A 24,151-nucleotide genomic window follows, 5' to 3' on the forward strand; every position below is an offset into this window, starting at 1 on the left:
TGTATAAAACAGGAAGACGAATAGCCCCCTCGCTTTATTTTTGTACCATGCGAAAAAATCCGAATGGGCAATTGGCCTCCGCCTGGCTGCTATCCTTCCTCCTGGAAGCACGCTACCGGGTGTTCCGCCATGTGCTGGTGCTGTGTTTTGTGGCGATAGCCTTGTATAACAACAATATGGTGGGCAATGAGCCCCTGGCCACGTATGTGAAGAGCTGCCTGTTTGTATGGCTGGTGGCCATGTTCTATACCAATATGTACTGGCTTACGCCTAAGTTCCTGCTGACAGGCCGCTACCTGCACTTCACGGCAGGCCTGCTCGTGTACCTTGTTATTGCCTACCAGATCGTCACTTTTGTAAAGCGCGTGCTGCATCCTTACCTGAATGACGGCCACCTGAACGACGGGCCCCGCATCTTTCCTTTTGTAGTGCTCATCATGTCACTGGTAGGTGCTTCTACGGCCATTAAGCTCTTCCAGCGCTGGGTGCTGGATACGCAGCGCATCAATGAACTGGAACGCAATACACTGCAATCGGAAATGGAGCAGTTGAAGAACCAGATCAACCCGCATTTCCTGTTCAATATGCTGAACAATGCCAATGTGCTTACGCAAAAAGACCCGGAGAAGGCCTCCCAGGTGCTCCTGAAACTCAGTGATTTCCTGCGCTACCTGCTGTACGATAGTACCCGGGCACAGGTGCTCCTCACATCAGATATTCATTTTCTCAATGACCTGCTCAACCTGGAGCGCATCCGCCGGGACCAGTTCCGCTTCTCCATTTCACAGGAAGGCGCCCTGAGCGGGGTACTGGTACCGCCCCTGCTCTTTGTCACCTTCGTGGAAAACGCGGTGAAACACAACCTGGATGCGGATTCCCCGTCTTACGTGGAACTTTATTTTTCCGTGCAAAATGACATGCTGCAGTTTAAATGCGTAAATTCAAAGCCGGTACAAGCCGGCCCCAAAAAAGAGGGCGGCCTGGGTTTGGCAAACGTAAAGCGCAGGCTGGCTTTGCTTTACCCGGACCGGCACCGGCTGCAGATGCATGAAACTGCAGACCAATTCATCATCCAATTAAGCATCCGCTTATGAATTGCATCGTGGTAGATGACGAGCCCCTGGCACGGGAAGGCATGGCCCTGCTGATCAGTAAACAAAAGGACCTGCAACTGCTGGGTAATTTCAGCAACGCCGCCGCTGCCGCCGCTTTCCTGGATGAAAACGCGGTGGACCTGGTGTTCCTGGACATTCAGATGCCCGGCACCAACGGGCTGGATTTTGCGCGCAGCATTTCCCCAAAGACACTGGTGGTCTTCACCACCGCTTACGCGGAATACGCACTGGATAGCTACGATGTAGACGCGGTGGATTATCTCATCAAACCCATACGCCCCGAGCGCTTCCAGAAGGCCGTGCAGAAAGCGCAGGCTTACCTGCAACTGCTTAAAGGCTCACCACAGATGGCCAGCATTGAAAACATTGCCGGCGACTATTTTTTCGTGAAGGCAGATCGCAAAGTGTTCAAGGTTTTTTTCAAGGATATTCTTTTTATTGAAGGCCTCAAAGATTACGTGGTGCTGCATACGGAAGGACAGAATATTATTACTGCCATGAACATCAAAACCATTCACGACCAGCTGCCCGCCCAGCTCTTTGTGCGTATCAGCAAATCTTATATCGTGAATGTGCAGCACATTACTTCTTTTGACAACAACACCGTATTCCTCCGCCAGTTTGAAGTGCCCATTGGCAATGCTTACCGCCAGCATTTTTTTGATGAATATGTGGCACGCAAACTCCTGAGCCGGTAGAACCTTTTTTGTCTTTATCACCCCCGTTCTTTGTCCCGCGCGCACAGCCTGGTTTTACCCCTGCATTCCTATTTTTACCATATGACGGATAAGATGGTTATTCCCCTGGAAGCAGCACCGGCAAAGGCCGGGCGGCGCCAATGGGTAGGGCTGGCAGCGCTGGCGCTGCCTACATTGCTGGTGTCTATGGACTTCACCGTTACCTACCTGGCCCTGCCCCATATCAGCGCGGCTTTGCAACCAGGTAGTGCGCAGCTGCTGTGGATCACGGATATTTATTCTTTCCTGCAGGGAGGCCTGCTCATTACCATGGGCACCCTGGGCGACCGTATAGGGCGGCGTAAACTACTGCTGTGCGGTGCCGTGGTGTTTGCCCTGGCATCTGCAATGGGGGCCTTTTCCGGCAGCCCGAATATGCTGATCGTGGCGCGCGGCATTATGGGCATGGCAGGTGCGGCCATCATGCCGTCTATCGTGGCATTGGTGCGGAGCCTTTTTCATGATGATAAGGAGAGGGCGGTGGCCATGGGCGTGTGGACCACTTGTTTTTCCACGGGTACTATGCTGGGGCCCTTGCTGGGCGGGCTGTTGCTGGATCATTACTGGTGGGGCTCCGTGTTTTTGATCGGTACACCGGTGATGCTGCTATTCCTTGTGCTGGCGCCCCGTTTCCTGCCGGAATACCGTGCGCCGCAGGAAGGCCGTTTTGATATAGGCAGCGCATTCCTGCTGTTACTGGGCCTGTTATCCCTGATCTACGCCGTGAAGCGCAGCAGCGAGGCGGTGGCCGTGAATGGGGTTTCTGCAGGGCTGGCCTGCGGAGGCATCCTGGTGTTGCTGGGCTTCCTGCAAAGGCAGGCAAAGGCCGCGCATCCGCTCATAGACCTGCAGCTCTTTAAAGTGGCCTCTTTCAATGCTACGTTGCTGGGCCTCCTGTTGTCGCTTTTTTGCTGGGCAGGGTTGTATTTATTTGTTGCACAATACCTGCAACTGGTAGTGGGCCTGGACCCATTGCAAGCGGGCCTTTGGACCCTGCCATCCACGTTGGTGAGCATGGTCTTTTGCATGGCAGCGCCACAGCTGGCACGCAGGTGGGGCGCGCCTAACGTAATCATAAGCGGCATGTTGATGACCGCATTGGCACTGGTTTGCTATGCAGTGGCCAGTGACCTGGCCATGCTGATCGCGGGTACGGTGTGTATGGGCATTGGCACCAGCAGCACGGTCACGTTGGGTGTTGATAAAGTAATTTCTGCGGCGCCGCATGAAAAGGCTGGGGCTGCGGCAGGTATTTATGAAACCAGTACCACCTTTGGCGCTGCCATGGGCGTGGGCCTGCTCGGGAGCATGGGTACGGCGGTGTACCGGGCAGCCATGCAGCACACCGGTGGCGAGGCACGCAACACGCTGGGAGCCGCCGTGGAAGCGGCAAAGCGCCTGCCAGCTGCGGCAGGGCAGGCGTTAGTACAAACAGCCCGGTCGTCCTTTTTACACTCCCTGCATATTACGGCCACGGTGGCGGCCATACTCATGTTGCTGGTAACGCTGCGCGTGGCATGGGTGTATAAAAAAAAGTGAAGCAGTTGCGTACTTCACCTTTTGCAGTATTAATGTCTGCCGTGATCACTCATGGCATACATCACTGCTATTTTCCATTTACCACGTTCTTTTTTCATTACCCGGGTTTCATAGTTCTCCATTTTCTTACCGTCCGGCGTTACGCTGCGTTGCGTAAAGTTCACCCACATCCAGTCCCTGCCCAGTGGCCGGAAAAACCAGTCCGTGCGCTCCACTGTAGGCTCAATGGGCTTTTCAGGATGTTTTTGGAAGTCGCTTGCCACGTTTGCTTTCAGTACTTCGTAGCCGCGGTAGCTGCCATAACCACCATCCGGTGCGTTCCACACAGCCTGGGTAATAGGATCGTTCGTGTAATAGCTCAGCACCAGGGCGCTGTCGCGGTTTACATAAGCGGCGGTCTCGCCGGCAATGGTTTGCTGGATACCGGCTTCATCTTCCGGGTCAATCATGGACTGGGCTTTGGCGGGAAGGAGCGCGGCTATCCATACGAAGAGTAATAAGAGGATCTTTTTCATATGGCGTTGTTTTAATCCAAAGTTGCAGTATTGCTGTATGCCATTTTTATAAATAAGACAAAGCGCTGCAACCGGGTTGCAGACAACCGTTGCAGCACTTTGGGCCCGCTCGTGTGGGGCATATGTCGTTCGTGGGGTTTTTCCGTCGTTGGGCTGTGCCTTATTGGCCATCCACGTCAAATTAGAAATTTCCGGGACAGGTCAGTATGTGAAATAGGCTTGGGTCAGGCCTTATGATAAGCACTTTGCGGGACCACCTGCGTGCGGCAAACACGGTCTCCCAGGCGGCGGCCTTCAGGGTCAGTAAGTATCAGCACCACGTCTACAATACTTCCAAGAGGAACAAATGCCAGTGCAAAGCCCACCAGGTTACGGGCAATTGCTTTACCTGCACCGCAGGGCACCTGGTTGGCCACGTCTACTATCATCAGCCCCATGGCCATTTTGCCTAAGCTGCGCCCCCGGAACAGGCTATCCTTCCCAATAAAGTACACAAACGGAACGAGGAGCAAAATGACGAACGCAAGGTTTGTACTGGCGGCTGTATTACTGTCATTTTCGGTTGCAACTGTAACGATGGCCGGCACAAACAGCACGCCAAAGATCAGCGAGTCTATCAGGTAGGCTACGAAGCGCCGCCATAAACTGGCGCGGGGGTATACATCGCTGTTGTACAGCAGGTCATCCACGCGCAACTGGTCGTCCGGGGTAGCACGCTGGCTCCAGGTATGAGGAATAGCAGTTGTTTGCAGGGAAACGCCACAGGTCGGGCAATGCGCTGTTTGTGCAGTTAACGGGGCTGTACAGTTGGGACAATTTAACATAAGGGTTCTAGTATAGGTGACAACAAGATAGGGAGAATTAGCGAACCATGAAAGTCCCCGGTGCAAAAAAGACAGGAGGATCAATAGCCTTTCTTATAGGCCGATTGGTGGTACCGCTTTCTCCATTCCTGGCCAAAGTAATCGCCCCACTCCTGGATGTATTTCAGGTAGGCGTACTCGTTCTCAAAACTTTGCAGCATTTCATAGCTGGGGCGGTACCATACCATAAAAGTGTCTATGGCAGGGGATTGCAGGCCGGTGATCTGGCGCACCAGGGTTTTGTTGAAGCGGTAGTCCACGTATTTTTCCTGTTCATCCCTTATCAGCCGTTGCTGGAATTGCTCCATGCGCTTGGCTTTCCGGAGGCTGAACAGCAGGTCCAGGTTAATACCGGCCCCCCCATTCACCGCGGTGAAATAATCCCGTCCATAATCAAACACCTTGCGGTATTCGTCGCGGAATTCAAGGGAATCGCGCCGGTAATCGTGCAGGCGCTTTGCGTCTACCACTACGGTGGGCAGCACGTGTACATCCACCCGGATGCTCATGTCAAACGGGTGATTAGGTGGCAACTCCGCCACCGCAAACTTCATGGTGGCTTTGCCCTGGTAAGAAAAACTGATGGAATCGGTGATGGGAAGGCGGATGGCGTACTGGCCCAGGGAATCGGTCACCGTGCCGCGGCCGGAATTGCTCATTACACTTACGCCCACCATGCCAAAGCGCGCAGTACGGTCGTACACGGTGCCCTTTACCAGTTGCAGCTTTTGCGCCATGGCGCCCAGTTGCAGGAAGAGCAGCGTTATAAGAAGCGTAGTTGTTTTCAAGCGTTGTTTTCCGGGAACCATTTCAGGTCCAATCTAAGTAAGGTTGCAATGATAAGCAAAAGCGGAGGGAAATATTAACAAATCTTTCAATGGGGGTCTTAGGTCTTAGGTCTTAGGTCTTCCCTCATGCAACAACGCAAGGTACATAAGACCTAAGACCTAAGACTTAAGACAATTTTCACTTCTTATCCGGCACAAACTCCAGTGACACAGAATTCATGCAATACCGTTTGTGGGTAGGAGGAGGGCCATCGTCAAATATATGTCCCAGGTGGGAGCCGCAGCGGCCACACCGTACTTCTATGCGGTCCATGCCCAGGGAGTGGTCTTCCAGGTACACGGTAGCGTTTTTGCGGAGGGGCTGGAAGAAACTGGGCCAGCCGCATTCGCTGGAGAATTTAGCGGTGGAGCGGAAAAGCGGATTACCACACACGGCGCAGTAATAGGTACCCCGGTCGTCCGTGTTCCAGTACTTACCGGTGAAAGCCCGTTCCGTGGCGCCTTCCCGGGCCACGGCGTAGAGGTCGGGAGAAAGGATCTTCTTCCAGGTGGCATTATCCACGTGCAGCTGCTGCGTATCGGTGCGGGAGTAGTAGGGATTGGGGCCGGCTGGTTTATCAGATTGGCCGCAGGCCGTTAAACCTACGGTGATAAAGGCCAGCAGCACGATGAATGCTTTCATGTAAAATGTTTTACCAAAGTTACCACATACCTTGTGCCCGGGTGTCAGCAAGATGTTAAAATTGCAACTTATGCCAGGGTAGTGGCAATGGGTTTATCATTGCGCGACCACTCGCTCCAGGAGCCTACATACAACTGCGCGCCTTCCATGCCGGCATGTGCCATGCCCAGCAACGTGTGGCAGGCCGTAACGCCGCTGCCGCAGTGCACGATCACGTCCTGCACAGGTGTGCCGCCCAATGCTTCTTCATAGTGGGCTTTCAGCGTGGCAGGGGGCAGGTATTGGCCATCGGCATCCAGGTTCGTGAGGTAGGGAATATTCACCGCGCCGGGAATGTGACCGGCGATGCGGTCAATTGGTTCCGTACGGCCCAGGTAGCGCGGTGTTTCCCGTACATCTACTACGCGTTTGTGCGGGTCCTGCGCGGCAGCACCGGCGGTTTCCATATCCACGGTGCCGGGCCAGGTGGGCGGTACCGGGTAGGCAGATGCCGGGGTGGGCTGGGGCACTTCATGGGTGAGCGCCAGGTGCCCGGTGGCAGCCTGCAGGCCGCCATTGAGCACCTGCACTTTTTCATGGCCTATGGCGCGCAGCATCCACCAGAAGCGGGCTGCGGCCATGGCGCCGGCTTTGTCGTCATATACGATCACGTGCGTGTGCGGGGTGATGCCCATGCGTCCCAGCAGGCGGGCAAAATCTGCCAGCGGGGGCAGGGGATGGCGGCCGCCGTGGGCAGGGTTTTCCGGCACCAGGGCCAGGTCAGTTTCCAGGTCGGCAAAGATGGCGTTGGGAATATGGCCGGCCAGGTAACGCTGGCGGGCATCGGCGCCCCCGCGGGCATCTACCAGTACCGTGCGGGCATCAGTGATAGCAGGATCGTTTATGGAGATCAGTGGTTGCATGTAAAGTGGATTAGGTGCCTAATTTACGGAGGCGCGGCTAATTTCCGCACTTTATCTTACCCTTTCCACTTCCAGTCCCTCACCTCCGGCATATCAATCCCGTTAGCCCGGATATAATTACGGTGCGTTATCAGCTTATCCTTCATTTCCTGCTTCAGATATGCGCCGGTATTTCCCAGCTGCGGCAGCCTGTCCACCACGTCCTGCACCAAACTAAAACGGTCCATCTCATTCAGCACCGTCATATCAAATGGCGTGGTGATGGTACCTTCCTCTTTGTATCCTCTCACATGGATGTTGTTATGGTTCGTTCTCCGGTATGTAAGCCGGTGTATCAGCCACGGGTACGCATGAAAGGCAAAGATCACGGGCTTGTCTTTTGTAAATAGTGCGTCAAAATCCGTATCACTCAGCCCATGCGGGTGCTCACTCTCCGGTTGCAGTTTCATCAGGTCCACCACGTTCACCACGCGGATCTTCAGTTCCGGCAAGCGTTCCCGCAGGATGGATACTGCCGCCAGGGTTTCCAGGGTGGGCACATCCCCCGCGCATGCCATCACTACATCGGGATCCTGGCACGCATCGTTGCTGGCCCACTCCCAGATGCCAATGCCCTTGGTGCAATGGATCACCGTTTCATCCATGGACAGCCACTGCGGGGAAGGATGTTTGCCGGCCACCACCACGTTCACATAATGCCGGCTCTTTAAACAATGGTCCATCACAGACAGCAGGCAGTTGGCATCCGGCGGCAGGTATACCCGCACCACCGACGCTTTTTTATTCACCACGTGATCCAGGAAGCCCGGGTCCTGGTGCGTGAAACCGTTGTGATCCTGCCGCCACACGTGCGATGCCAGCAGGATGTTGAGCGATGCCAGCTTGCGCCGCCAGGGCAGTCCTGCAGTTACTTTCAGCCATTTTGCATGCTGGTTGAACATGGAGTCAATGATGTGGATGAAGGCTTCATAACAATTGAACAAGCCATGCCTCCCGGTGAGCAGGTAGCCTTCCAGCCAGCCTTCGCATTGGTGTTCACTGAGCATCTCCATCACACGGCCTTCTTTTTTCAGGAACACATCCGTGTCTATCGTTTCGGCCATCCATTGGCGGTTGGTGGTTTCAAATACTGCGTCCAGTTTGTTGGACAGGGTTTCGTCCGGGCCAAAGAGGCGGAAGTTCTTTTTGTCGCGGTTTAAGTGGATCACATCCCGGATGAATTTGCCCAGTACCAGGGTGTCACCGGGGCCTTTCATGCCGCGCCCGTCCAGCTTTAAGCCATACTCCCGGAAGTCCGGCATGCGCAGGTCCTGCAGCAGCAGGCCCCCGTTGCTATGGGGATTGGCGCCCATGCGCTTTTCTTTTTCCGGGGCCAGGGCTTGCAGTTGCGGTTGCAGGCGGCCGGTTTCATCAAAGAGTTCCTGGGGCCGGTAACTGCGTAACCACTCTTCCAGTTGGGTCAGGTGCTCGGGATGTTGGGAAGGGTCGGAGAGGGGCACCTGGTGGGAACGGAAACTTCCTTCTACCGGTAACCCATCTACGAATTTAGGCCCTGTCCATCCTTTGGGTGTTTTCAGGATGATCATAGGCCAGCAGGGACGCGCCGCCGTGGCGTCATCCGTGGCTTGTTTTTTTATGGCTTTGATGTCTGCTACAACGGTGTCCAGCAGCCCGGCCATTTGCTGGTGCATGGTCAAGGGATCATCGCCCGCCAGCAGGTAGGGTTTCCAGCCATAGCCTTCAAACAGGGCAAACAATTCCTTTTCCGGGATGCGGGCCAGCACCGTGGGATTGGCGATCTTGTAACCATTCAGGTGCAGGATGGGCAGCACTACGCCATCATTCACGGGATTCAGGAATTTATTGGAATGCCAGGCCGTGGCCAGGGGCCCGGTTTCTGCTTCCCCATCACCCACCACGCAGGCTACCACCAGGCCGGGATTATCAAACACGGCCCCAAAAGCGTGGCTCAGGGAATATCCCAGTTCCCCGCCCTCGTGCATGGAGCCCGGGCACTCCGGCGATACGTGACTGGGAATGCCGCCCGGGAAAGAAAACTGGGTGAACAGCCGTTTCAGTCCCGCCTCATCCTGTCCTATGGTAGGATACACCTCGCTGTAGGTGCCTTCCAGGTAGGTCTGGCTCACCATGGCCGGCCCGCCGTGCCCGGGACCGGAAATGTAGAGCATGTCCAGGTCGTACTGCTTAATGATGCGGTTCAGGTGCACATAGATGAAGTTTTGCCCCGGCGTAGTGCCCCAATGGCCCAGCAGCATGCGTTTGATGTGTTCGATCTTCAGGGGCTCCTTCAGCAGGGGATTATCATGCAGGTAGATCTGTCCCACGGAAAGATAGTTGGACGCCCGCCAGTATGCATCTATCTGCTGCAATGCTTCGGGTGAAAGCGGATTGGAATATTGCTCAATCATACAAACCTGGTTTTATAGTAATATAGCTTAAAGAACAGGTATTGCCCTGTTTATTTCCATGAGGAAGGTCAGTTTTTAAACTGATCTAATACAACTTTTCCCGGGAATGAATGCCGGACATTTGCCGGGCAAATACCAGCAGGCACCTCATTCGCCGGGCACCCAGCAATGGCACAAGAATAACGCCAACGCTGCCTGGCCGGCGAGGTACTTATTAAACAAATTATTGCCGCAATTCGTTCATTCCTTAGCCGTGAAGGCGTAACCGTTACCTGTTAACCGTTAATTGTTAATGGTTAAATGGGATGCGTTAACCGTTCATTGTTAAAAAGGGAACGGGTGAAGGGATGAAAAATAATTAATGGTTAACTTTTTGTGGTGGCTGGCTTGTCGTGGGCCACGCACGGTTAACAATCAACGTTTAACAAGTAACTTACTGCTGGCGTACGATTGACTACTAATAATTAACAATTAACTCCCTTCAAATTGACAAAGAGCATTTTCATCGCTTCCGCAGAGCCTTATAGCGGCAAGTCCGTGATCACGCTTGGGCTATGTGATATGCTGCTGGGCAAAACCCAGAAGATCGGCTACTGCAAGCCTGTGATCCTTTCTGACGACCCTGCGCATCCTGATACCCACATTCAAACCGTGCTCTCGCACTTCCAGTTGCCGCAATCTTATGATGATGCATGGGCCTTTACCCGCCAGGATGCCCTGCAGCTCATACGCACACAGCGCCAGGGCGAAATGATAGATAAAGTAATAGCCCGCTATAAAGCGCTCGAAGAGCGGTATGATTTTGTAGTGATAGAAGGCAGCGACTTTGCCGGTCAGGGTACCGCGTTTGAATTTGAGATCAACCGCACGCTGGCCAAGAACCTGAATGCACCCGCCCTGTTGCTCATTTCCGGTGAGCACAAGACCAATGCGGAAGTGATCCAGGAAGGGCTTACGTTTTGCCGCTCTTATCTGAGCCATGATGTGCAGGTAATCGCTGTGGTGGCCAACCGGGTAGACCCTGCGCAGGTAGACCTGGTGCGGCAAAGCCTGGCCGCCCAGCTGCCGCCGGGCGTATTGGCCGCCGCCATCCCCGCGGACCGCGCGTTGCAGCATCCTTCCGTGGGCGACATCTTTGCCCACCTGGGTGGTAAGCTGCTCTTCGGGCAGGATCACTTATCAAACCAGGTCGACCACTTCCTTACAGGTGCCATGCAGGTGCCCAACTTTTTAAATTACCTGAAGGAAAATGTACTGATCGTAACCCCCGGTGACCGGGGCGATATCATCATTGCTTCCCTCCAGGCCAACCTGTCTTCCAGCTATCCCCGCGTGGCCGGCATTGTGCTTAGTGCAGACACGGTGCCGGATGAACCGGTAACACGTTTGATAGAAGGCCTGCAAAACGTAGTACCCATCATGGCGGTGGCTTCCGGTACGTTTGAGACCACCACCGAAGTGGCCAGCGTAAAGGCCCGCATCCTGCCGGACAATACGCGGAAGATCCAGCTGGCCATTGAAACGTTCCACCGCTTTGTAGATATCGATGCATTGGATAAAAAGATCGTTACCTATCATTCCGATGTAATGACCCCGCACATGTTCCAGTACCAGCTGGCGCAATGGGCCAAGCGGCAAAAGAAGACCATCGTGCTGCCGGAAGGGAACGATGACCGTATCCTCCTGGCGGCCGCACGTTTAAAAGCGCAGCAGATCGTAAATGTGATCTTATTGGGCAATCCTACTGACATTGCCGCTTCCATCAAGCGCCTGGGCATTGAGCTGGAGGTGCCCATCATTGACCCGGCTACTTCGCCCAACTACGATGATTATGTGCAAACCTTATACGAACTGCGCAAGGCTAAACACGTAACCCTGGAAATGGCCAGGGACCTGATGACAGACGTATCTTACTTTGGTACCATGATGGTGTATAAAGGCCATGCGGATGGCATGGTGTCCGGTGCAGTGCATACCACGCAACACACCATCCGTCCTGCGCTGCAGTTCATTAAAACAAGACCGGGTATTTCTACGGTATCTTCCATTTTCTTTATGTGCCTGGAAGACCGGGTATGCGTGTTTGGTGACTGCGCGGTGAATCCCAATCCTACGGCGGAGCAGCTGGCAGAGATCGCGATCTCTTCTGCGGATAACAGCAGGGCCTTTGGCATTGAACCACGCATTGCCATGCTGTCTTACTCCAGTGGTACTTCCGGTGAAGGGGAAGATGTGGACAAGGTGCGGCGCGCCACGCAACTGGTAAGGGAACAACGGCCCGACCTGAAAGTGGAAGGCCCCATTCAATATGATGCGGCGGTAGATCCCGTCGTGGGGCGGCAAAAGCTGCCTGGTTCCGCGGTGGCGGGGCAAGCCAGCGTGCTCATTTTTCCCGATCTTAATACGGGCAACAACACCTATAAAGCCGTACAGCGTGAAACCGGTGCACTGGCCATTGGTCCCATGTTACAGGGGCTTAACAAGCCGGTGAATGACCTGAGCCGCGGCTGCACAGTAGACGATGTATTTAACACGGTGATCATCACCGCTATTCAAAGCCAGCATTCATGAACATATTTGTGATCAATTCCGGCAGCAGCTCTATAAAATACCAGTTATTCATGGACGGGGAAGATACCCCGCGCTGCCAGGGCATCGTGGAGCGCATTGGGTTGCCCAACAGCAATCTTACCCACAAATTTCTCCGCGACGGTAAGGAAGCCGTTATCAAAATTGAAAGACCTGTGCCGGACCATACCACCGGTATGCAGGAAGTAGGTAAGCTGCTCACCCGCCCGGATATTGCGGTGATAGCTGATGCAGCAGAGATTCACGTGGTAGGCCACCGTATTGTGCATGGCGGGGAAACGCTTACGCAAACCACCGTGATCACGCCGGAAGTAAAAGAAAAGATCAAACAACTATATCCTCTGGCACCGTTGCACAATCCCGGGCACTACAAAGGCATTGAAACCGCGGAAAAGATCTTTACCCAGGCAACGCAGGTAGCCGTGTTTGATACCGCCTTCCATCAAACCCTCCCTGCAAAAGCATTTCATTACGCCATCCCACAGGATTTCTATGAAGATTATGGCATTCGGGTATACGGTTTTCACGGCATCAGCCACCACTATGTGGCCGGCCGCGCCATGGAATTTCTGAAAAAGCCGGATGCAAAACTGGTCACCATCCACCTGGGCAATGGGTGCAGCATGGCCGCTGTAAAGGCCGGCCGCGCGCTGGATACCAGCATGGGCCTCACGCCCCTGGATGGCCTGGTGATGGGCACCCGCTGTGGTAATATTGATGCATCAGTACTGCTGTACCTCATGGAGCAAAAAAATTACAGCGCAGCGCAGCTCACGGAATTGTTGAATAAGAAAAGCGGCATGCTGGGCCTCACCGGCCACAGTGATATGCGCGACATTACCGCGCAATTACAGCAAGGCAATGAAGCTGCAAAGCTGGCGTATGATATGTACTGCTACCGTATCCAAAAGTTCATTGGTGCTTATACCGCGGTAATGAATGGCCTGGATGCCATCGTGTTTACTGCCGGTGTAGGGGAGAACGATGCACTGGTAAGGGAAATGGCCTGCACGGAAATGGATTTCCTGGGCATACAGCTCGATGCCGCACGCAACGCCCTCCGCCAGCAAGGTATAAGGGACGTAAGCGCCGCCGGCGCAAAAACAAAAGTACTGGTGGTACCTACCAATGAAGAACTGGAAATAGCACACCAGTGCAGGGCCCTATTGAAAGCCCGTTAAAACCGGGGATACACCGTTTGCTGCTGCTGCCGCAGCATGCGCGGTATTTTTGTTTCCCGGTTGCCGTATAATCAAGATGGTTAACCGTTAGTCAAAGTGGCGTTTATAAAACATCCACCGCAATTAACGGTTAACCATCATTGGATTAACACCGGCTTCTGGTTAGCTGTTCACCGCTGCGGCTTCAATTACCTTCACTACTGCTTCCGGGTTATCCATAAAGAGGGTGTGGCCACCTTTGATCACAGTCACTTTGGCCTTGGCGCGGGAGTTCATCCAGTCTTCCAGGGAAGGGCTTACGGTGCCGTCGTTAGAAGGTTTGATGGAATACACCGGTTTGTTGTGCCACGCTGCATGCGTCACCTTGTCGGTAAAGGCTTCCACCGTCAAAGGAATTTGTGACGCATACATGAAGTCAGCTTTTTCCCTGGACTGACCAGGTGTGAAAGTCTGCTGGAAGGTGGACTGGCCCAGGTAAACGTTTCCCCGTGCGTCGGGTGTCAGGATGCCTTGTACGGGCAGGGGCTTTGCATTTTGCACCAGCTCCAGGGTGGATTCCCCGGCATCAGGCATGAAGGCGGCCACGTATACCAGGGCCTTTACCTTAGGATCGTTACCACTTTCCGTGATCACCGTACCACCCCAGGAATGGCCTACCAGTACTACGGGACCATCCTGGCGTTCCAGAGCGGCATTGGTGGCAGCAGTATCCGCAGCCAGGGAACTGGTGGGGTTTTGCACCAGGGTTACTTTATACCCTTTTTTTACCAGCAGTTTGTAAGCGGCTTCCCAGCCCGATGCATCGGCAAAGGCTCCATGCACGATCACAATGTTCTTAATACCGGCGGGCTTTACATCCTGGGCCATTGATTTGCCTGCGGCCAATACAAGCGCCAGCGGCAGCGCTGCATGGCAGATCGTCTTTTTCCAAAAATTTGTTTGTTGCATGCGTGTGTATTTAAGTTTGCCCTGGAAAAGGCAAACGCACTGCCGTATTTTAAGATATTGAATGTGAGGGCATTGGTATATACTTGTGCCAAAGCTGTTTTCCGATATATCGTGGATTTATCGCAGGGCATAAAGGCGGTGGAATGAAAAGGGTTTTACCAGCCGACATAATTTCACGATATACCGTAAGGCAACGTAAGGATGGTACGCGGGTGAAATGCCATGCCATGGCTGATTACAGGTGTGGAATACCCTTTGTCCTGCCTGCGGTAAACTTTTTTATGATGAGCAGTAAAACATTCCAGTCCCGCAGGAAAGCATCATTAGGCCGTAGTGCATTCATTGAAGTGGAACCCAACGTGCGCCTGCACATAACAGACATGGGAGCCGGGCAGCCGGTAGTGCTGATCCCCGGCTATCCTTTTGGCGCGGCGATGTATGAGTACACTATTCACGCGTTGGTAGCAGCCGGTTATCGCGCCATCGGGGTGGATACCCGTGGCTTTGGCCTGTCCGACAAGCCGGAGGGGGGGTACAATTACGATGTATTTGCAGACGACCTGAAAGTAGTGATGGAAACCCTGGGCCTCGAAAATGCCGTGCTGGGCGGGCATTCCATGGGAGGTGCTTATTCCCTGCACTTTGCCGCTAAGTATGGTGGGGAGCACCTGTCCGGGCTGGCCCTCTTTTCTGCTGCTGCACCCAAGCACACGAAAGCAGCTGATTATCCTTACCCGTTGTTCACCAAAGAAGACATTTCTTCCTGGCTGGAGCTACTGAAAGTGAACCGCCCCGCGTTAACGGACACCGTCGGCGAAAGATTTGTACTGCCTACCAACACCCTTACACCCGGTTACTTTGCGTGGCTGGGCAGCCTGGGTGTAACTGCATCTCCCTACGCCATGGTGAAGGCGCTCACCGCCCTGCGTGATGAAGACCTGCGCGAAGACCTGGCTAAAATAAAGGTGCCTACGCTTATCCTGCACGCAAAAGACGATGCAATTGCCGCTTATGCATTGGCAGAACAAATGCACGCAGGTATAAAAAACGCAACACTGGTAACGTTTGATAAAAGCGGCCATGGCACGTTCATTGAAGAAAGGGAGAAATTCAATGCGGAGCTGCTGAAGTTTTTAAAACGATAATGCTGTTCCGGCATAACAGAGATAAACCCTGCAGCAGGCTGCCTGCAGGGTTTGTTGTTCAGGATCGGTTATCCGTACTTAATTTTATTTCAAAGGATCACCCCCATCATGCGCCCGCTGCGCAAACCATCCACCCTCCAGGTCAATGCTGCGTTCCACCCGCACTTCCTCCAGGAAGTAACGGTCGTGCGATACCACGATGAGGGTGCCGTTATACGCGTTAATAGCCGTGGTGAGGATAGCAATATTCTGCATATCCAGGTTATTGGTAGGCTCATCCAGGATGATCACATCCGGGGCCTGCCGGGCCAGGGTAAGACAGCAGAGCATCAGGCGCATTTTTTCCCCGCCACTTAGTGTGCTGCAGGGCTTATCCCAGTAGTCGTGGGTAAACAGGAAGCGGGCCAGCCGGGTCTTGATCTCGTGGTCCTGCAGGGCGGCGGTATTAAATTGCGCGGCCTGTTCATATACGCTTAGCTGGTTGTTGATCAGGGAATAGTCCTGGTCTATGTACACCGCATTGCTGATGGCGCTTTCTACTGTGCCCGCGGTAGGCTGCAGGCGGCCCAGGATAATGTTGATAAGGGTAGTTTTACCCGCGCCATTCCTGCCTTTCAGGCTAAGGCGCTCCCCGCTGCGCAGCTGCAGGTCCAGTCCTTCCGGCCATAACTCGCGTGTGCCGTAAGAAAAGCGTATTGCCTTAGCCGTTAGTAGCACCTTTCCTTTGTGCAGGGAAGGATTTTCAAACCCGAATTTCATTTTATCCATATCCGGCAGGGCTTTGCGCAGCTCCGTCAGTTCCTCGTGCAACTGGCCGGTTTTGTTGCTGTGCGCATCTTTCATACGGGCGGTGGTCTTCTCAGCGTTGTTGCGGAAGGTGTTCATGGAGATGGTGGGCAAGCCGGATTTTTCCTGTTTCTTTTTTCCGCGGGCATTGAGCTTGGCTTGTCTTTCCGCGGCTTCCCGTTCAGTTTCTTTGGCTTTGCGCAGCGCCTTCTCTTTGCTTTTTACATCCTGGTCCAGGGCGTTGTGTTCTATCTGTTTTTGTGTGGCATAAAATTCATAGTTGCCGCCATACACCGTGATGCTGCGCTTACTCAGTTCCAGCATGGTGTCCAGCAGGTTGAGGAGGTGGCGGTCGTGGCTCACCACCAGTAAGGTGCATTGGGTGTTTTCAATGAAATCGTACAGCAGGGAGCGGGCGTCACTATCCAGGTGGTTGCTGGGCTCGTCCAGCAGCACAATGTCTGGCTGGTGTATGCCAATGCCGGCCAGGAACACCTTGGTCTTCTGCCCGCCGCTTAGTTGCTGCATAGGTTGATGCAGGTCCAGGCCTTCCAGGCCCCAGGCTTCCAGCGCTTCGTGGCAACGCTCTTCCAGGGCCCAGTCGTCGTTGAGGAGGGCCATATTGGTTTCACTTACATCACCATCCAGGATAGCGTGCAATGCTTTCAGTTTGTCTTCCAGCTGCAGGGCCTGGGCTACGGTGAGGTGGTTAAACTGGCCAAACTGCTGGGGTACATAAAAAGGCTTGCTATCGCTGATCACGGTGCCGGATGCGGGTTGCAGCTCGCCGGCCAGGATACGCAGCAGGGTTGATTTACCTGCACCGTTATTGCCAATGAGGGCCGCTTTTTCATGCGGGGCAATGGTGAGGCTGATATTTTCAAACAGGAGGTCCTTGTTGGGATGGAAGTAGGTTACGTTTTGCAGTTGCATGCCTGATTTCAGTTACGGGTGCGTAAAAACGGCGTCCACACTGCGTTTGCAGCGGTGCCAGGTTAGTCGTTTGCCGGAAAGAAATCAGATTCTACATCAGCGGAGCTGTATTGATTGGTAGTACAAAAGTAAATTTTTTTCTAAAAAAAACTACTGTGGGTCAAATTTATCGCAGCGGCGAAAGGCGATGAATTGCTTCAATCCCCGGAAGCTTTCCTGCGCCGGCCAGCTGTCAGCAAGGCGTTGCATCGCTGCCGTGCCCGCGGTCCAGGGCGTGTTATTGAGCAGGCATTCAATGGTCACTGATCCGTCTTTGAAGCGGCCTGCGGTGGCGCTGAGCCAGTTGATCTTTTTATTGGGCAGTGCATGCGCCAGTGCAGGCTTCAGTATTTCCAGCACGGGCTCTCCTTCGGGCTGATCCGCCCACTGGCCTTGCAGGGAAAGCGCACCGGGCCGGGAGTGCCAGCCAATGCCGGCATCGTCCGTGAAGTCCAGTGCTGCTATGTGCCCGTCCTGGAAGGCTTCCGCAATGGCAGGGAAAGTGGTCTGCAGGTAATTGTCCACTGCGGAGGCGATCTGCGATTCCAGTGAAGGGCCGGTGCCCAGCAGGTTTTCCACGATGCCTTCCGGGAAGAGCTCCGGGTTGGACGTGATCACCTGCACGTTGATGAGGCGGTTCTCAATAGCCTGTGTAATGCCGGTGGCCACATCCAGTGTGCCGGCCACATTGAGGGTATCCTTACTGTCGGAAACAGCTACGGGATACCGTTCAGCTTTGAGTTTTTGTGCAAGCATCAGCAACAGGTACCGGTTAGCGTCCATGGCATTTGTGTTTTTTGCAACGCAAAGATAATGGAAAGAATGGGCGCGGCTTCACCCGGCTGCCCTCCGGCAGGCATCGCAAAACGGTGCCTGTATATGCGATGAAGGATAAGGTGGATTACTGGAATTTGAAAACTGCGAGCACCAAAATGCTAATGAATATCAACAGCTGTGAAGCATAGAACCAATGCATGTGGCGCAACGTACGTGCGTTAATGTTAGCCTTTAGCTTTTTTTCCTGTGCCAGGCCAATGGTGAATCCATTGAGGGGAAGCAGGGCCACCAGTACCAGTTTTACCAGCATCCAGCGTTGGGCCAGGAATGCGCCGCCGGTAAGCCAGAGCAGGCCTGTGCCGGAAAGCAATAATAGTGGTGCCCCGATGGGCAGTGCGATGGACAAGGAGTGAATAACGGGCAGTACCGCGGTGGCTTTTGCCGGATGGCGGCGGACCGGGAAAAACAAAATACAGGTTGCCAGGGTGGTGCCTGCCATGAGCAGAAAGCCGGCGATGTGAACGATGAGGAGCAAATGATAGAGCATGTGAACAGGTGTTTTTACTGTCACAAAATTGGGAACTGCGAACGGGCCGGTCATTCACCTGGGTTAATTAATGGGACCCGGCGCCCGCCTCCTTCAAAATAAATTTGCGTAACTCAAAAGTTACGCTTAGTTTTAAGTAACCTAAAAGTTACTCATTATGGAAAAGCAGATCCGTCACAGCATTTTCTTTCCCCAGCAACCGGAGCAGGTGTGGGAGTTTATTACTGATGCAGAATTGATCGCCCAGTGGCTTATGCCCAATGATTTTAAGCCCCTCCCGGGTCATGAGTTCACCTTCCGCATATCGCCCATGCCCCAGTTTGATTTTGACGGTATCGTGTATTGCAAGGTGCTGGAAATTGCGGCCCCGCATAAGCTCTCTTATTCCTGGAAAGGCGGGCCCGGCGATGGCAGTACCAACCTTGATTCCGTGGTGACCATCACCCTCAGCCCCAAAGAAAAAGGTACTGAAATGACGCTGGTGCACGACCGGTTTAAGGTGCTGGAAAATCTCCGGATCTTTGACGCCATGGATAAAGGCTGGCTGCAGAATATGCACAAAATGGCAGCAGGCCTGCAAGCCCGCCACCAGACTGTATCCTGAGCACCGTGTTGGGAACATGCCTCGGGATCCGGCCATCTTACGATGGGTGCTGCCAGGGATATGTTTTCAGGATCCGGGCATTTGCGATGGCTTTCATCGGGAGCATACCTTCGGGATCTCAGGAGTATACCTTCAGGATCTGCCCATTCACGGCGCCTTCCGTGCTGAGGATGTAGGCGTTTACCAGCTTGTCCATCGGTACCAGGTTATAGCCCGGGAAGAAAGCGCCATAACGGTCCTTGCTGTCTTCCACCAGCCCGGGGCTTACGGCGTTGATGCGCCTTTGCCCTTTCAGTTCCTGCGCGGCGCCCAGCACAAAACTGTTCACCGCACCATTGAGCATGGCCACGCACGTGCCGTTGCGCGCGGGGTGCTGTGCGGCTATGCCACTGGTAAGTGTGAAGGAGCCGCCCTCCTGCAACCAGGTTTTACCCAGCAATACCAGGTTTACCTGCCCCAGTAACTTGCCTTCTATCCCCGGCATCATCATCGCGCTGGTCATGGTCTCAAATGGGCCATAGTAGCCCGTTCCGGCGGTGCAGATGCAGGCGTCCACCATGCCGGTGCTGGTGAACATGGCGGTAATGCTGGCTGGCTGACTGATGTCCACCTGCACATCGCCGCTATTCCTGCCGGCAACGACCACCGCATGCCCACGCTGGCGGAAAGCTGCGCACACACGCTGCCCGATGGTGCCCTGCCCACCGATCACTAAAATTTTCATGGTAAAATATTTACTGCAAAGTTGCAGCGTGGCAGCCCCTGGCTGTTAACCCGGATGGCTCAATCCATAGCAATTTTGGCTCTTTCCCGGGCCGGGGTATACCCATAGTTGCTTTTATAAAGCCGTATAAAATAAGAGGTACTCTCAAAGCCGCAGTCCGCCGCAATTTCCGTCACTTGCTTGTGGGTGTGCTGCAACAGCATGCGCGCATGCTGCAGCCGTTGCTGGTTGATCCACTGGCGTGGTGCACATTGATAGCGCTGCTGGAAATCGCGCTTGAACTTGGCCAGGCTGCAATTAGCCAGGGCCGCCAGTTCTGCAATGCTCACCGGTTGCAATAGGTATTCCCGCACAATGTGATCAATATCGGTAGGTTCCGCGCGAATGGCAGCCTGTATGAAGGCCTGTACCTGGTGGCCCTGTGGGCCGGAAAGCAGCAGCCATAAGATCTCCTGCTGTTTCAAGGGCAGGAGCGTTTCCAGGTGCAATGGCGGCCGGGAAAAATATTGCCGGAAACCCTCCTTAAATGCATTGACCAGCGGGGTGGCTGGGAACACCAGGCAGCGGCCGTCCGGTAAGGTAGTGCCGGCGCGGCTTTGTGCGGTCATGCTGCGTAGCAATTGGCCCGGCGGGAAAAGCATCAGCGCTTCAAAGTCCAGCCCCTCTTCAATATATTCCGCCATCACGTAAATGCCTTTGCGCAGCAGGAACACTTCTCCCGGCGATACGCGCACTGTTTCATGGGCAAAGTGGAGCAGCTTTACACCTTTGAGCACAAAGATGAGGGTATGCTCGGTCATCATTACCGTGCGTCTGCCCGCGGTGGATTCCTGTTTCAGCTTGGCAAATGTTTCCGTGGCGCTGGCCAGGAAAGAAGCGTCTGTAGCGGAAGGAGGCGGTGGAAAACGGTGTAGCATGTAATAAAGGTATTGTTATTTCCCCATGATCTTTTTGCGATGGGCCAGGCCCCAGTAGTGCAGGGCATCCATCACGTTCTCCAGGGATCTCCCATGTGCAGTGATCGTGTATTCCACGGTGGGCGGAAAGGTGCTGTAGATCTCCCGTTTCACGAGTTTGTTAGCCTCCAGGTTCTTCAGTTCTTTCGATAGCATCCGGTCAGAAATGCCGGTTACTTCTTTGGCGATCTGTCCAAAGCGTTTGGGCCCGGTGGACAGGGAGAAAAGGATAAGCATTTTCCACCTGCCTTCCAGGGCTTCCAGCGCATCACGTATGGACAGCATATTTTTCGGGCATCCGCCTTTTGTCAGCATATTTTATTTTTTAGCCTGGCTGCGTTACTAACTTCTGTGTAAGTACTAACCAGGTGTATAGTACTTATGTTTGGTTAGTAAAGGTGCTTAGTTTTGTGCAGTTACCAAAAAAATGATCGGTCCCATGACAATGACATCTCCATTAAAGACCCTGCACATAGCGCTATGGGTGGTGCAGGTAGTGCTGGCCGCCACGTTTGCCTGGGCGGCTGTTATGAAATTAAGCACACCCATCCCACAACTGGCGGTGATGTGGCCCTGGGTAGGGCAGGTATCGTCACTGCTGGTAAAAGGCACCGGCATTATAGACCTGTTAGGAGGCCTGGGCCTGGTGCTGCCGGCGGCCCTGCGCGTGAAGCCACTACTCACGCCCCTGGCGGCACTGGGCCTGGTGTTGTTGATGGTTTGCGCAATAGTGTTTCATGTGATGAGGGGGGAGGCACACCTGACCGGATTTAATATTGTCGTGGTATTGCTCTGTATTTTTGTGGCCTGGGGCCGGTATAAAAGGGCGCCGGTAAGCCCGCGTTAAAATCGGCTACAACAATCGTAGATCAGGCTACGTGCGGGCGTTTTGATTGGCGGACTTTTGTAATACCAAACTAAAATGGTATTTATGAAAGTAATAGTAACAGGTTCTTTGGGCAATGTAGCCAAACCCCTGGTGCAGACACTGGCGCAGCAGGGGCATGATGTAACTGTGATCAGCAGCAGCCCGGATAAGCAGGCGGCCATTGAAGCGATTGGCGCCAGCGCGGCCATTGGCGTTGTAAATGACGTGGCTTTCCTGGAGAAAACGTTCCAGGGTGCGGAAGCAGTGTTTGCCATGATACCGCCCAACCATGCTACCCACGACCTGCGCGCCTACTACCGTGATGTGGCAGGCAATTATGCACAGGCAACCCGCAAGGCAGGTGTAAAACACATCGTTCACCTGAGCAGTTATGGCGCCCACCTGGACCATGGCACAGGCATTATCCTGGGAGCGCACGATGCTGAGCAAATACTCAACACACTGAACGATATAACGGTTACGCACCTACGTCCCGGCTATTTTGCCACGAACCTCTTTGCCTATGTGGGCATGATCAAAAGTGCTGGTTTCATGGCTTCTAATCATGGGGATAATGACCGCATCCTGCTGGTGCACCCGCGCGATATCGCCGCTGCCGCCGCCGCTGCATTCAATAACAGGGTACCCGGCCGCAGCATCCGTTACGTGGTAAGTGAAGAGCACACCTGCCAGGAAATTGCGCAGGCATTAGGCGCCGCCATTGGCAAGCCGGATCTTACCTGGAAAACCTTCCCGGACGAGCAGGTGCTGCAAAGCCTGCTGGGCGCTGGTTTGCCGGAGCATTTTGCGGTAAACCTCGTTGAGCTGGGCAGTGCCATCCACACTGGCCTGCTGGAGGAAGACTATATCCATCACAAGCCCTTCGTGGGAACAACCACGCTGGCGGATGTGGCAAAGGAATTTGCAGCGGTGTACCATCAATAAACGATACCGTGCCCACCGGGAAGACCACGCTGGCGGATGTGGCAAAGGAATTTGCACCAGTGTATGTTTCAAAACTTCTTCCGCATTCATTATAAAGGCCTGCATCTGTGCAGGCCTTTTTTATTGCCACCTAATTTAACCACCAGCTAAACCCTACATTTTTTTCCAAAAAACTTCCACAAAAAATTTTGCGCATCCGATTGGTTGCTTATATTTGCAACTGAACGGTTGCGTAAATTATACAGTTATGAGACGAGATATATTCCAGGCCATTGCAGACCCCACGCGGCGCGCCATCCTGGCCCTGCTGGCCCTGCAGGCCATGACGCCCAACGGGCTGGCAGAACATTTCCAGACCACCCGCCAGGCCGTGTCTAAACACCTGCAGATCCTGGCAGAATGTGAAGTAGTGACCTCCCAGCAGCAAGGCCGGGAAGTGTATTACCACCTGGAAGCAAAGAAAATGGAGGAGATCGATAAATGGCTAGAGCAGTTCCGGAAACTATGGGAGAACCGCTTTGAACAACTGGATCAAGTATTGTTGAACCTGAAAAATAAAAAACGATGAACAAAGCCATTCTATTCAATTTTATTGTTGACAAGGAGCACAACAAGATCAAAGTGGACCGCTCTTTTGATGCCCCGGCAGACCTGGTATGGGCCGCGTGGACAGAGGCGGACATCCTGGACCAATGGTGGGCGCCCAAGCCTTATAAAAATGAAACCAAGTCCATGGACTTCCGCGTGGGTGGCCGCTGGCTGTACTGCATGCTGAGCCCCAAGGGCGAAAGACACTGGTGCCTGTTCAATTATGAAAGCATTACACCCGGAAAACATTACGCCGGCAATGATGCCTTCTGCGACGAGAACGGCGTGGCCAATGACGACAAACCCCGCGTAAGATGGAGTAACAGTTTTAAATCGGAAGGTGATAGTACCGTGGTGAATGTGGAGATGGATTTTGAATCGCTCCAGGACCTGGAAGCCATTATCAGCATGGGTTTCCGCGAAGGCTTTACCATGGGCATGGAAAACCTGGACGAATACATCAAGGCACAGTTTTACCTGCGCAAACAAAAGAAGCCCAACAACCAACCCCGCGTATCCAGCTATGTAAACTTCCCGGGCAATACGGAAGAGGCCTTCAACTTCTATCGCTCCGTATTCAAAACTGAATTTGTAAATGGTATACAACGTTTTGATGAAGCGCCTTCCGATCCGCAGCATCCGCTGTCTGACGCATTGAAGAAAATGATACTTCACGTGGAGCTGCCCCTGCTGGATGGGCACGTGCTCATGGGTACGGATGCACCCGGGGAAATGGGCTTTACAGTAACCCAGGGCAATAACATGCATATTAACCTGGAGCCTGCATCCCGCGAAGAAGCAGATCGTATTTTTAATGCATTGTCTGCCGGGGGCAATATCTCCATGCCACTGCAGGATATGTTCTGGGGCGCTTACTTTGGCAGCTTCACGGATAAATTCGGGATCAACTGGATGGTGAATTACCAGCCGGTGGCTTAGGTGCAATGCAAT

The 24,151-nt window shown here is 53.7% G+C and carries 24 protein-coding genes; 11 read left to right on the plus strand and 13 right to left on the minus strand.

The genetic code is table 11. From position 1 onward, the window contains the following. Window positions 1-47 precede the first annotated feature (47 nt). The 3 genes from DCC81_RS16195 (at window position 48) to DCC81_RS16205 (ending at window position 3,391) form a co-directional block, all read left to right on the plus strand. Window positions 48-1,094, plus strand: coding sequence for a sensor histidine kinase (locus DCC81_RS16195; protein ID WP_108687639.1), 1,047 nt, complete (start codon window positions 48-50; stop codon window positions 1,092-1,094). Further along, complete coding sequence (locus DCC81_RS16200; RefSeq protein WP_108687640.1) at window positions 1,091-1,813, plus strand: LytR/AlgR family response regulator transcription factor; 723 nt, start codon at window positions 1,091-1,093, stop codon at window positions 1,811-1,813. The genes DCC81_RS16195 and DCC81_RS16200 overlap by 4 nt, the downstream gene beginning before the upstream one ends. Before the next feature lie 81 nt (window positions 1,814-1,894). Further along, window positions 1,895-3,391, plus strand: a complete 1,497-nt coding sequence (locus DCC81_RS16205) for an MFS transporter (protein ID WP_205686349.1) — start codon at window positions 1,895-1,897, stop codon at window positions 3,389-3,391. Window positions 3,392-3,420: 29 nt separating this feature from the next. Here the strand turns inward: DCC81_RS16205 and DCC81_RS16210 are convergent, their stop codons facing one another. From DCC81_RS16210 to DCC81_RS16235, 6 genes are all read right to left on the minus strand, one after another. Further along, the gene (locus DCC81_RS16210; protein ID WP_108687641.1) at window positions 3,421-3,906 is read right to left on the minus strand and encodes a YybH family protein; all 486 of its coding nucleotides are present in this window, start codon (window positions 3,904-3,906) and stop codon (window positions 3,421-3,423) included. 224 nt (window positions 3,907-4,130) lie between these two features. Further along, complete coding sequence (locus tag DCC81_RS16215; protein ID WP_108687642.1) at window positions 4,131-4,730, minus strand: RDD family protein; 600 nt, start codon at window positions 4,728-4,730, stop codon at window positions 4,131-4,133. 80 nt (window positions 4,731-4,810) lie between these two features. Then, entirely contained in the window at window positions 4,811-5,557 is a 747-nt protein-coding gene (locus tag DCC81_RS16220; protein ID WP_133177685.1) for a peptidase associated/transthyretin-like domain-containing protein, read from the minus strand. A 178-nt stretch (window positions 5,558-5,735) separates the two neighbouring features. Then, window positions 5,736-6,239, minus strand: coding sequence for a peptide-methionine (R)-S-oxide reductase MsrB (gene msrB, locus DCC81_RS16225; protein WP_108688279.1), 504 nt, complete (start codon window positions 6,237-6,239; stop codon window positions 5,736-5,738). A gap of 68 nt (window positions 6,240-6,307) precedes the next feature. Then, on the minus strand, window positions 6,308-7,141 hold the full coding sequence (locus tag DCC81_RS16230) for a sulfurtransferase (RefSeq protein ID WP_108687644.1): 834 nt from the start codon (window positions 7,139-7,141) through the stop codon (window positions 6,308-6,310). A gap of 56 nt (window positions 7,142-7,197) precedes the next feature. After that, complete coding sequence (locus DCC81_RS16235) at window positions 7,198-9,570, minus strand: phosphoketolase family protein (RefSeq protein WP_108687645.1); 2,373 nt, start codon at window positions 9,568-9,570, stop codon at window positions 7,198-7,200. A 486-nt stretch (window positions 9,571-10,056) separates the two neighbouring features. Here DCC81_RS16235 and pta point away from each other — a divergent pair, with 486 nt between their 5' ends. Together pta and DCC81_RS16245 are read left to right on the plus strand one after the other, a co-directional pair. Then, window positions 10,057-12,141, plus strand: coding sequence for a phosphate acetyltransferase (pta, locus tag DCC81_RS16240; protein ID WP_108687646.1), 2,085 nt, complete (start codon window positions 10,057-10,059; stop codon window positions 12,139-12,141). Next, entirely contained in the window at window positions 12,138-13,340 is a 1,203-nt protein-coding gene (locus tag DCC81_RS16245; RefSeq protein ID WP_108687647.1) for an acetate/propionate family kinase, read from the plus strand. The genes pta and DCC81_RS16245 overlap by 4 nt, the downstream gene beginning before the upstream one ends. A 162-nt stretch (window positions 13,341-13,502) precedes the next feature. Here the strand turns inward: DCC81_RS16245 and DCC81_RS16250 are convergent, their stop codons facing one another. Further along, the gene (locus DCC81_RS16250) at window positions 13,503-14,288 is read right to left on the minus strand and encodes an alpha/beta hydrolase (protein WP_108687648.1); all 786 of its coding nucleotides are present in this window, start codon (window positions 14,286-14,288) and stop codon (window positions 13,503-13,505) included. Window positions 14,289-14,572: 284 nt separating this feature from the next. Here DCC81_RS16250 and DCC81_RS16255 point away from each other — a divergent pair, with 284 nt between their 5' ends. Next, entirely contained in the window at window positions 14,573-15,433 is an 861-nt protein-coding gene (locus tag DCC81_RS16255) for an alpha/beta fold hydrolase (RefSeq protein ID WP_205686350.1), read from the plus strand. Window positions 15,434-15,517: 84 nt separating this feature from the next. Here the strand turns inward: DCC81_RS16255 and abc-f are convergent, their stop codons facing one another. The 3 genes from abc-f to DCC81_RS16270 form a co-directional block, all read right to left on the minus strand. Then, window positions 15,518-17,164 carry a ribosomal protection-like ABC-F family protein gene (gene abc-f / locus DCC81_RS16260; RefSeq protein ID WP_449384882.1) on the minus strand — a complete coding sequence of 549 codons (1,647 nt, stop codon included), beginning with the start codon at window positions 17,162-17,164 and terminating at the stop codon, window positions 15,518-15,520. A gap of 138 nt (window positions 17,165-17,302) precedes the next feature. Continuing rightward, a complete protein-coding gene (locus DCC81_RS16265; RefSeq protein ID WP_108687650.1) occupies window positions 17,303-17,974 on the minus strand; it encodes a DUF6348 family protein in 672 nt (223 codons plus the stop codon). A gap of 118 nt (window positions 17,975-18,092) precedes the next feature. Then, window positions 18,093-18,515 carry a hypothetical protein gene (locus DCC81_RS16270; protein WP_165806614.1) on the minus strand — a complete coding sequence of 141 codons (423 nt, stop codon included), beginning with the start codon at window positions 18,513-18,515 and terminating at the stop codon, window positions 18,093-18,095. Window positions 18,516-18,672: 157 nt separating this feature from the next. Here DCC81_RS16270 and DCC81_RS16275 point away from each other — a divergent pair, with 157 nt between their 5' ends. Continuing rightward, a complete protein-coding gene (locus DCC81_RS16275) occupies window positions 18,673-19,119 on the plus strand; it encodes an SRPBCC family protein (RefSeq protein WP_108687652.1) in 447 nt (148 codons plus the stop codon). Window positions 19,120-19,237: 118 nt separating this feature from the next. On the opposite strand, the gene DCC81_RS16280 is transcribed toward DCC81_RS16275, so the two are convergent. The 3 genes from DCC81_RS16280 to DCC81_RS16290 are packed head-to-tail and all read right to left on the minus strand — an operon-like array spanning window position 19,238 to window position 21,084. Continuing rightward, complete coding sequence (locus DCC81_RS16280; RefSeq protein WP_108687653.1) at window positions 19,238-19,843, minus strand: short chain dehydrogenase; 606 nt, start codon at window positions 19,841-19,843, stop codon at window positions 19,238-19,240. Between the two features lie 59 nt (window positions 19,844-19,902). Then, on the minus strand, window positions 19,903-20,760 hold the full coding sequence (locus DCC81_RS16285; protein WP_108687654.1) for a helix-turn-helix transcriptional regulator: 858 nt from the start codon (window positions 20,758-20,760) through the stop codon (window positions 19,903-19,905). Between the two features lie 15 nt (window positions 20,761-20,775). Beyond that, the gene (locus DCC81_RS16290) at window positions 20,776-21,084 is read right to left on the minus strand and encodes a winged helix-turn-helix transcriptional regulator (RefSeq protein WP_240613004.1); all 309 of its coding nucleotides are present in this window, start codon (window positions 21,082-21,084) and stop codon (window positions 20,776-20,778) included. A 154-nt stretch (window positions 21,085-21,238) separates the two neighbouring features. Here DCC81_RS16290 and DCC81_RS16295 point away from each other — a divergent pair, with 154 nt between their 5' ends. The 4 genes from DCC81_RS16295 (at window position 21,239) to DCC81_RS16310 (ending at window position 24,139) form a co-directional block, all read left to right on the plus strand. Next, a complete protein-coding gene (locus DCC81_RS16295) occupies window positions 21,239-21,646 on the plus strand; it encodes a DoxX family protein (RefSeq protein ID WP_205686351.1) in 408 nt (135 codons plus the stop codon). Between the two features lie 84 nt (window positions 21,647-21,730). Further along, complete coding sequence (locus DCC81_RS16300) at window positions 21,731-22,612, plus strand: NAD(P)H-binding protein (protein WP_108688281.1); 882 nt, start codon at window positions 21,731-21,733, stop codon at window positions 22,610-22,612. A gap of 247 nt (window positions 22,613-22,859) precedes the next feature. After that, entirely contained in the window at window positions 22,860-23,180 is a 321-nt protein-coding gene (locus tag DCC81_RS16305) for an ArsR/SmtB family transcription factor (RefSeq protein ID WP_108687657.1), read from the plus strand. After that, window positions 23,177-24,139, plus strand: coding sequence for an SRPBCC domain-containing protein (locus DCC81_RS16310; protein WP_108687658.1), 963 nt, complete (start codon window positions 23,177-23,179; stop codon window positions 24,137-24,139). Before DCC81_RS16305 ends, DCC81_RS16310 begins: the two co-directional genes overlap by 4 nt. Window positions 24,140-24,151: the final 12 nt, after the last annotated feature.

Origin of the sequence: Chitinophaga parva, from assembly GCF_003071345.1 — a bacterium.
Lineage (GTDB): Bacteria > Bacteroidota > Bacteroidia > Chitinophagales > Chitinophagaceae > Chitinophaga > Chitinophaga parva.

Excerpts from the sequence above, each read along its gene's own strand:
- DCC81_RS16195 (WP_108687639.1), top strand. The coding sequence starts at position 48 with ATGCGAAAAAATCCGAATGGGCAATTGGCCTCCGCCTGGCTGCTATCC.
- DCC81_RS16200 (WP_108687640.1), top strand. The coding sequence starts at position 1,091 with ATGAATTGCATCGTGGTAGATGACGAGCCCCTGGCACGGGAAGGCATG.
- DCC81_RS16205 (WP_205686349.1), top strand. The coding sequence starts at position 1,895 with ATGACGGATAAGATGGTTATTCCCCTGGAAGCAGCACCGGCAAAGGCC.
- DCC81_RS16210 (WP_108687641.1), bottom strand. The coding sequence starts at position 3,906 with ATGAAAAAGATCCTCTTATTACTCTTCGTATGGATAGCCGCGCTCCTT.
- DCC81_RS16215 (WP_108687642.1), bottom strand. The coding sequence starts at position 4,730 with ATGTTAAATTGTCCCAACTGTACAGCCCCGTTAACTGCACAAACAGCG.
- msrB (WP_108688279.1), bottom strand. The coding sequence starts at position 6,239 with ATGAAAGCATTCATCGTGCTGCTGGCCTTTATCACCGTAGGTTTAACG.
- DCC81_RS16230 (WP_108687644.1), bottom strand. The coding sequence starts at position 7,141 with ATGCAACCACTGATCTCCATAAACGATCCTGCTATCACTGATGCCCGC.
- DCC81_RS16235 (WP_108687645.1), bottom strand. The coding sequence starts at position 9,570 with ATGATTGAGCAATATTCCAATCCGCTTTCACCCGAAGCATTGCAGCAG.
- DCC81_RS16245 (WP_108687647.1), top strand. The coding sequence starts at position 12,138 with ATGAACATATTTGTGATCAATTCCGGCAGCAGCTCTATAAAATACCAG.
- DCC81_RS16250 (WP_108687648.1), bottom strand. The coding sequence starts at position 14,288 with ATGCAACAAACAAATTTTTGGAAAAAGACGATCTGCCATGCAGCGCTG.
- DCC81_RS16255 (WP_205686350.1), top strand. The coding sequence starts at position 14,573 with ATGAGCAGTAAAACATTCCAGTCCCGCAGGAAAGCATCATTAGGCCGT.
- DCC81_RS16265 (WP_108687650.1), bottom strand. The coding sequence starts at position 17,974 with ATGGACGCTAACCGGTACCTGTTGCTGATGCTTGCACAAAAACTCAAA.
- DCC81_RS16270 (WP_165806614.1), bottom strand. The coding sequence starts at position 18,515 with ATGCTCTATCATTTGCTCCTCATCGTTCACATCGCCGGCTTTCTGCTC.
- DCC81_RS16275 (WP_108687652.1), top strand. The coding sequence starts at position 18,673 with ATGGAAAAGCAGATCCGTCACAGCATTTTCTTTCCCCAGCAACCGGAG.
- DCC81_RS16280 (WP_108687653.1), bottom strand. The coding sequence starts at position 19,843 with ATGAAAATTTTAGTGATCGGTGGGCAGGGCACCATCGGGCAGCGTGTG.
- DCC81_RS16285 (WP_108687654.1), bottom strand. The coding sequence starts at position 20,760 with ATGCTACACCGTTTTCCACCGCCTCCTTCCGCTACAGACGCTTCTTTC.
- DCC81_RS16290 (WP_240613004.1), bottom strand. The coding sequence starts at position 21,084 with ATGCTGTCCATACGTGATGCGCTGGAAGCCCTGGAAGGCAGGTGGAAA.
- DCC81_RS16295 (WP_205686351.1), top strand. The coding sequence starts at position 21,239 with ATGACAATGACATCTCCATTAAAGACCCTGCACATAGCGCTATGGGTG.
- DCC81_RS16300 (WP_108688281.1), top strand. The coding sequence starts at position 21,731 with ATGAAAGTAATAGTAACAGGTTCTTTGGGCAATGTAGCCAAACCCCTG.
- DCC81_RS16305 (WP_108687657.1), top strand. The coding sequence starts at position 22,860 with ATGAGACGAGATATATTCCAGGCCATTGCAGACCCCACGCGGCGCGCC.
- DCC81_RS16310 (WP_108687658.1), top strand. The coding sequence starts at position 23,177 with ATGAACAAAGCCATTCTATTCAATTTTATTGTTGACAAGGAGCACAAC.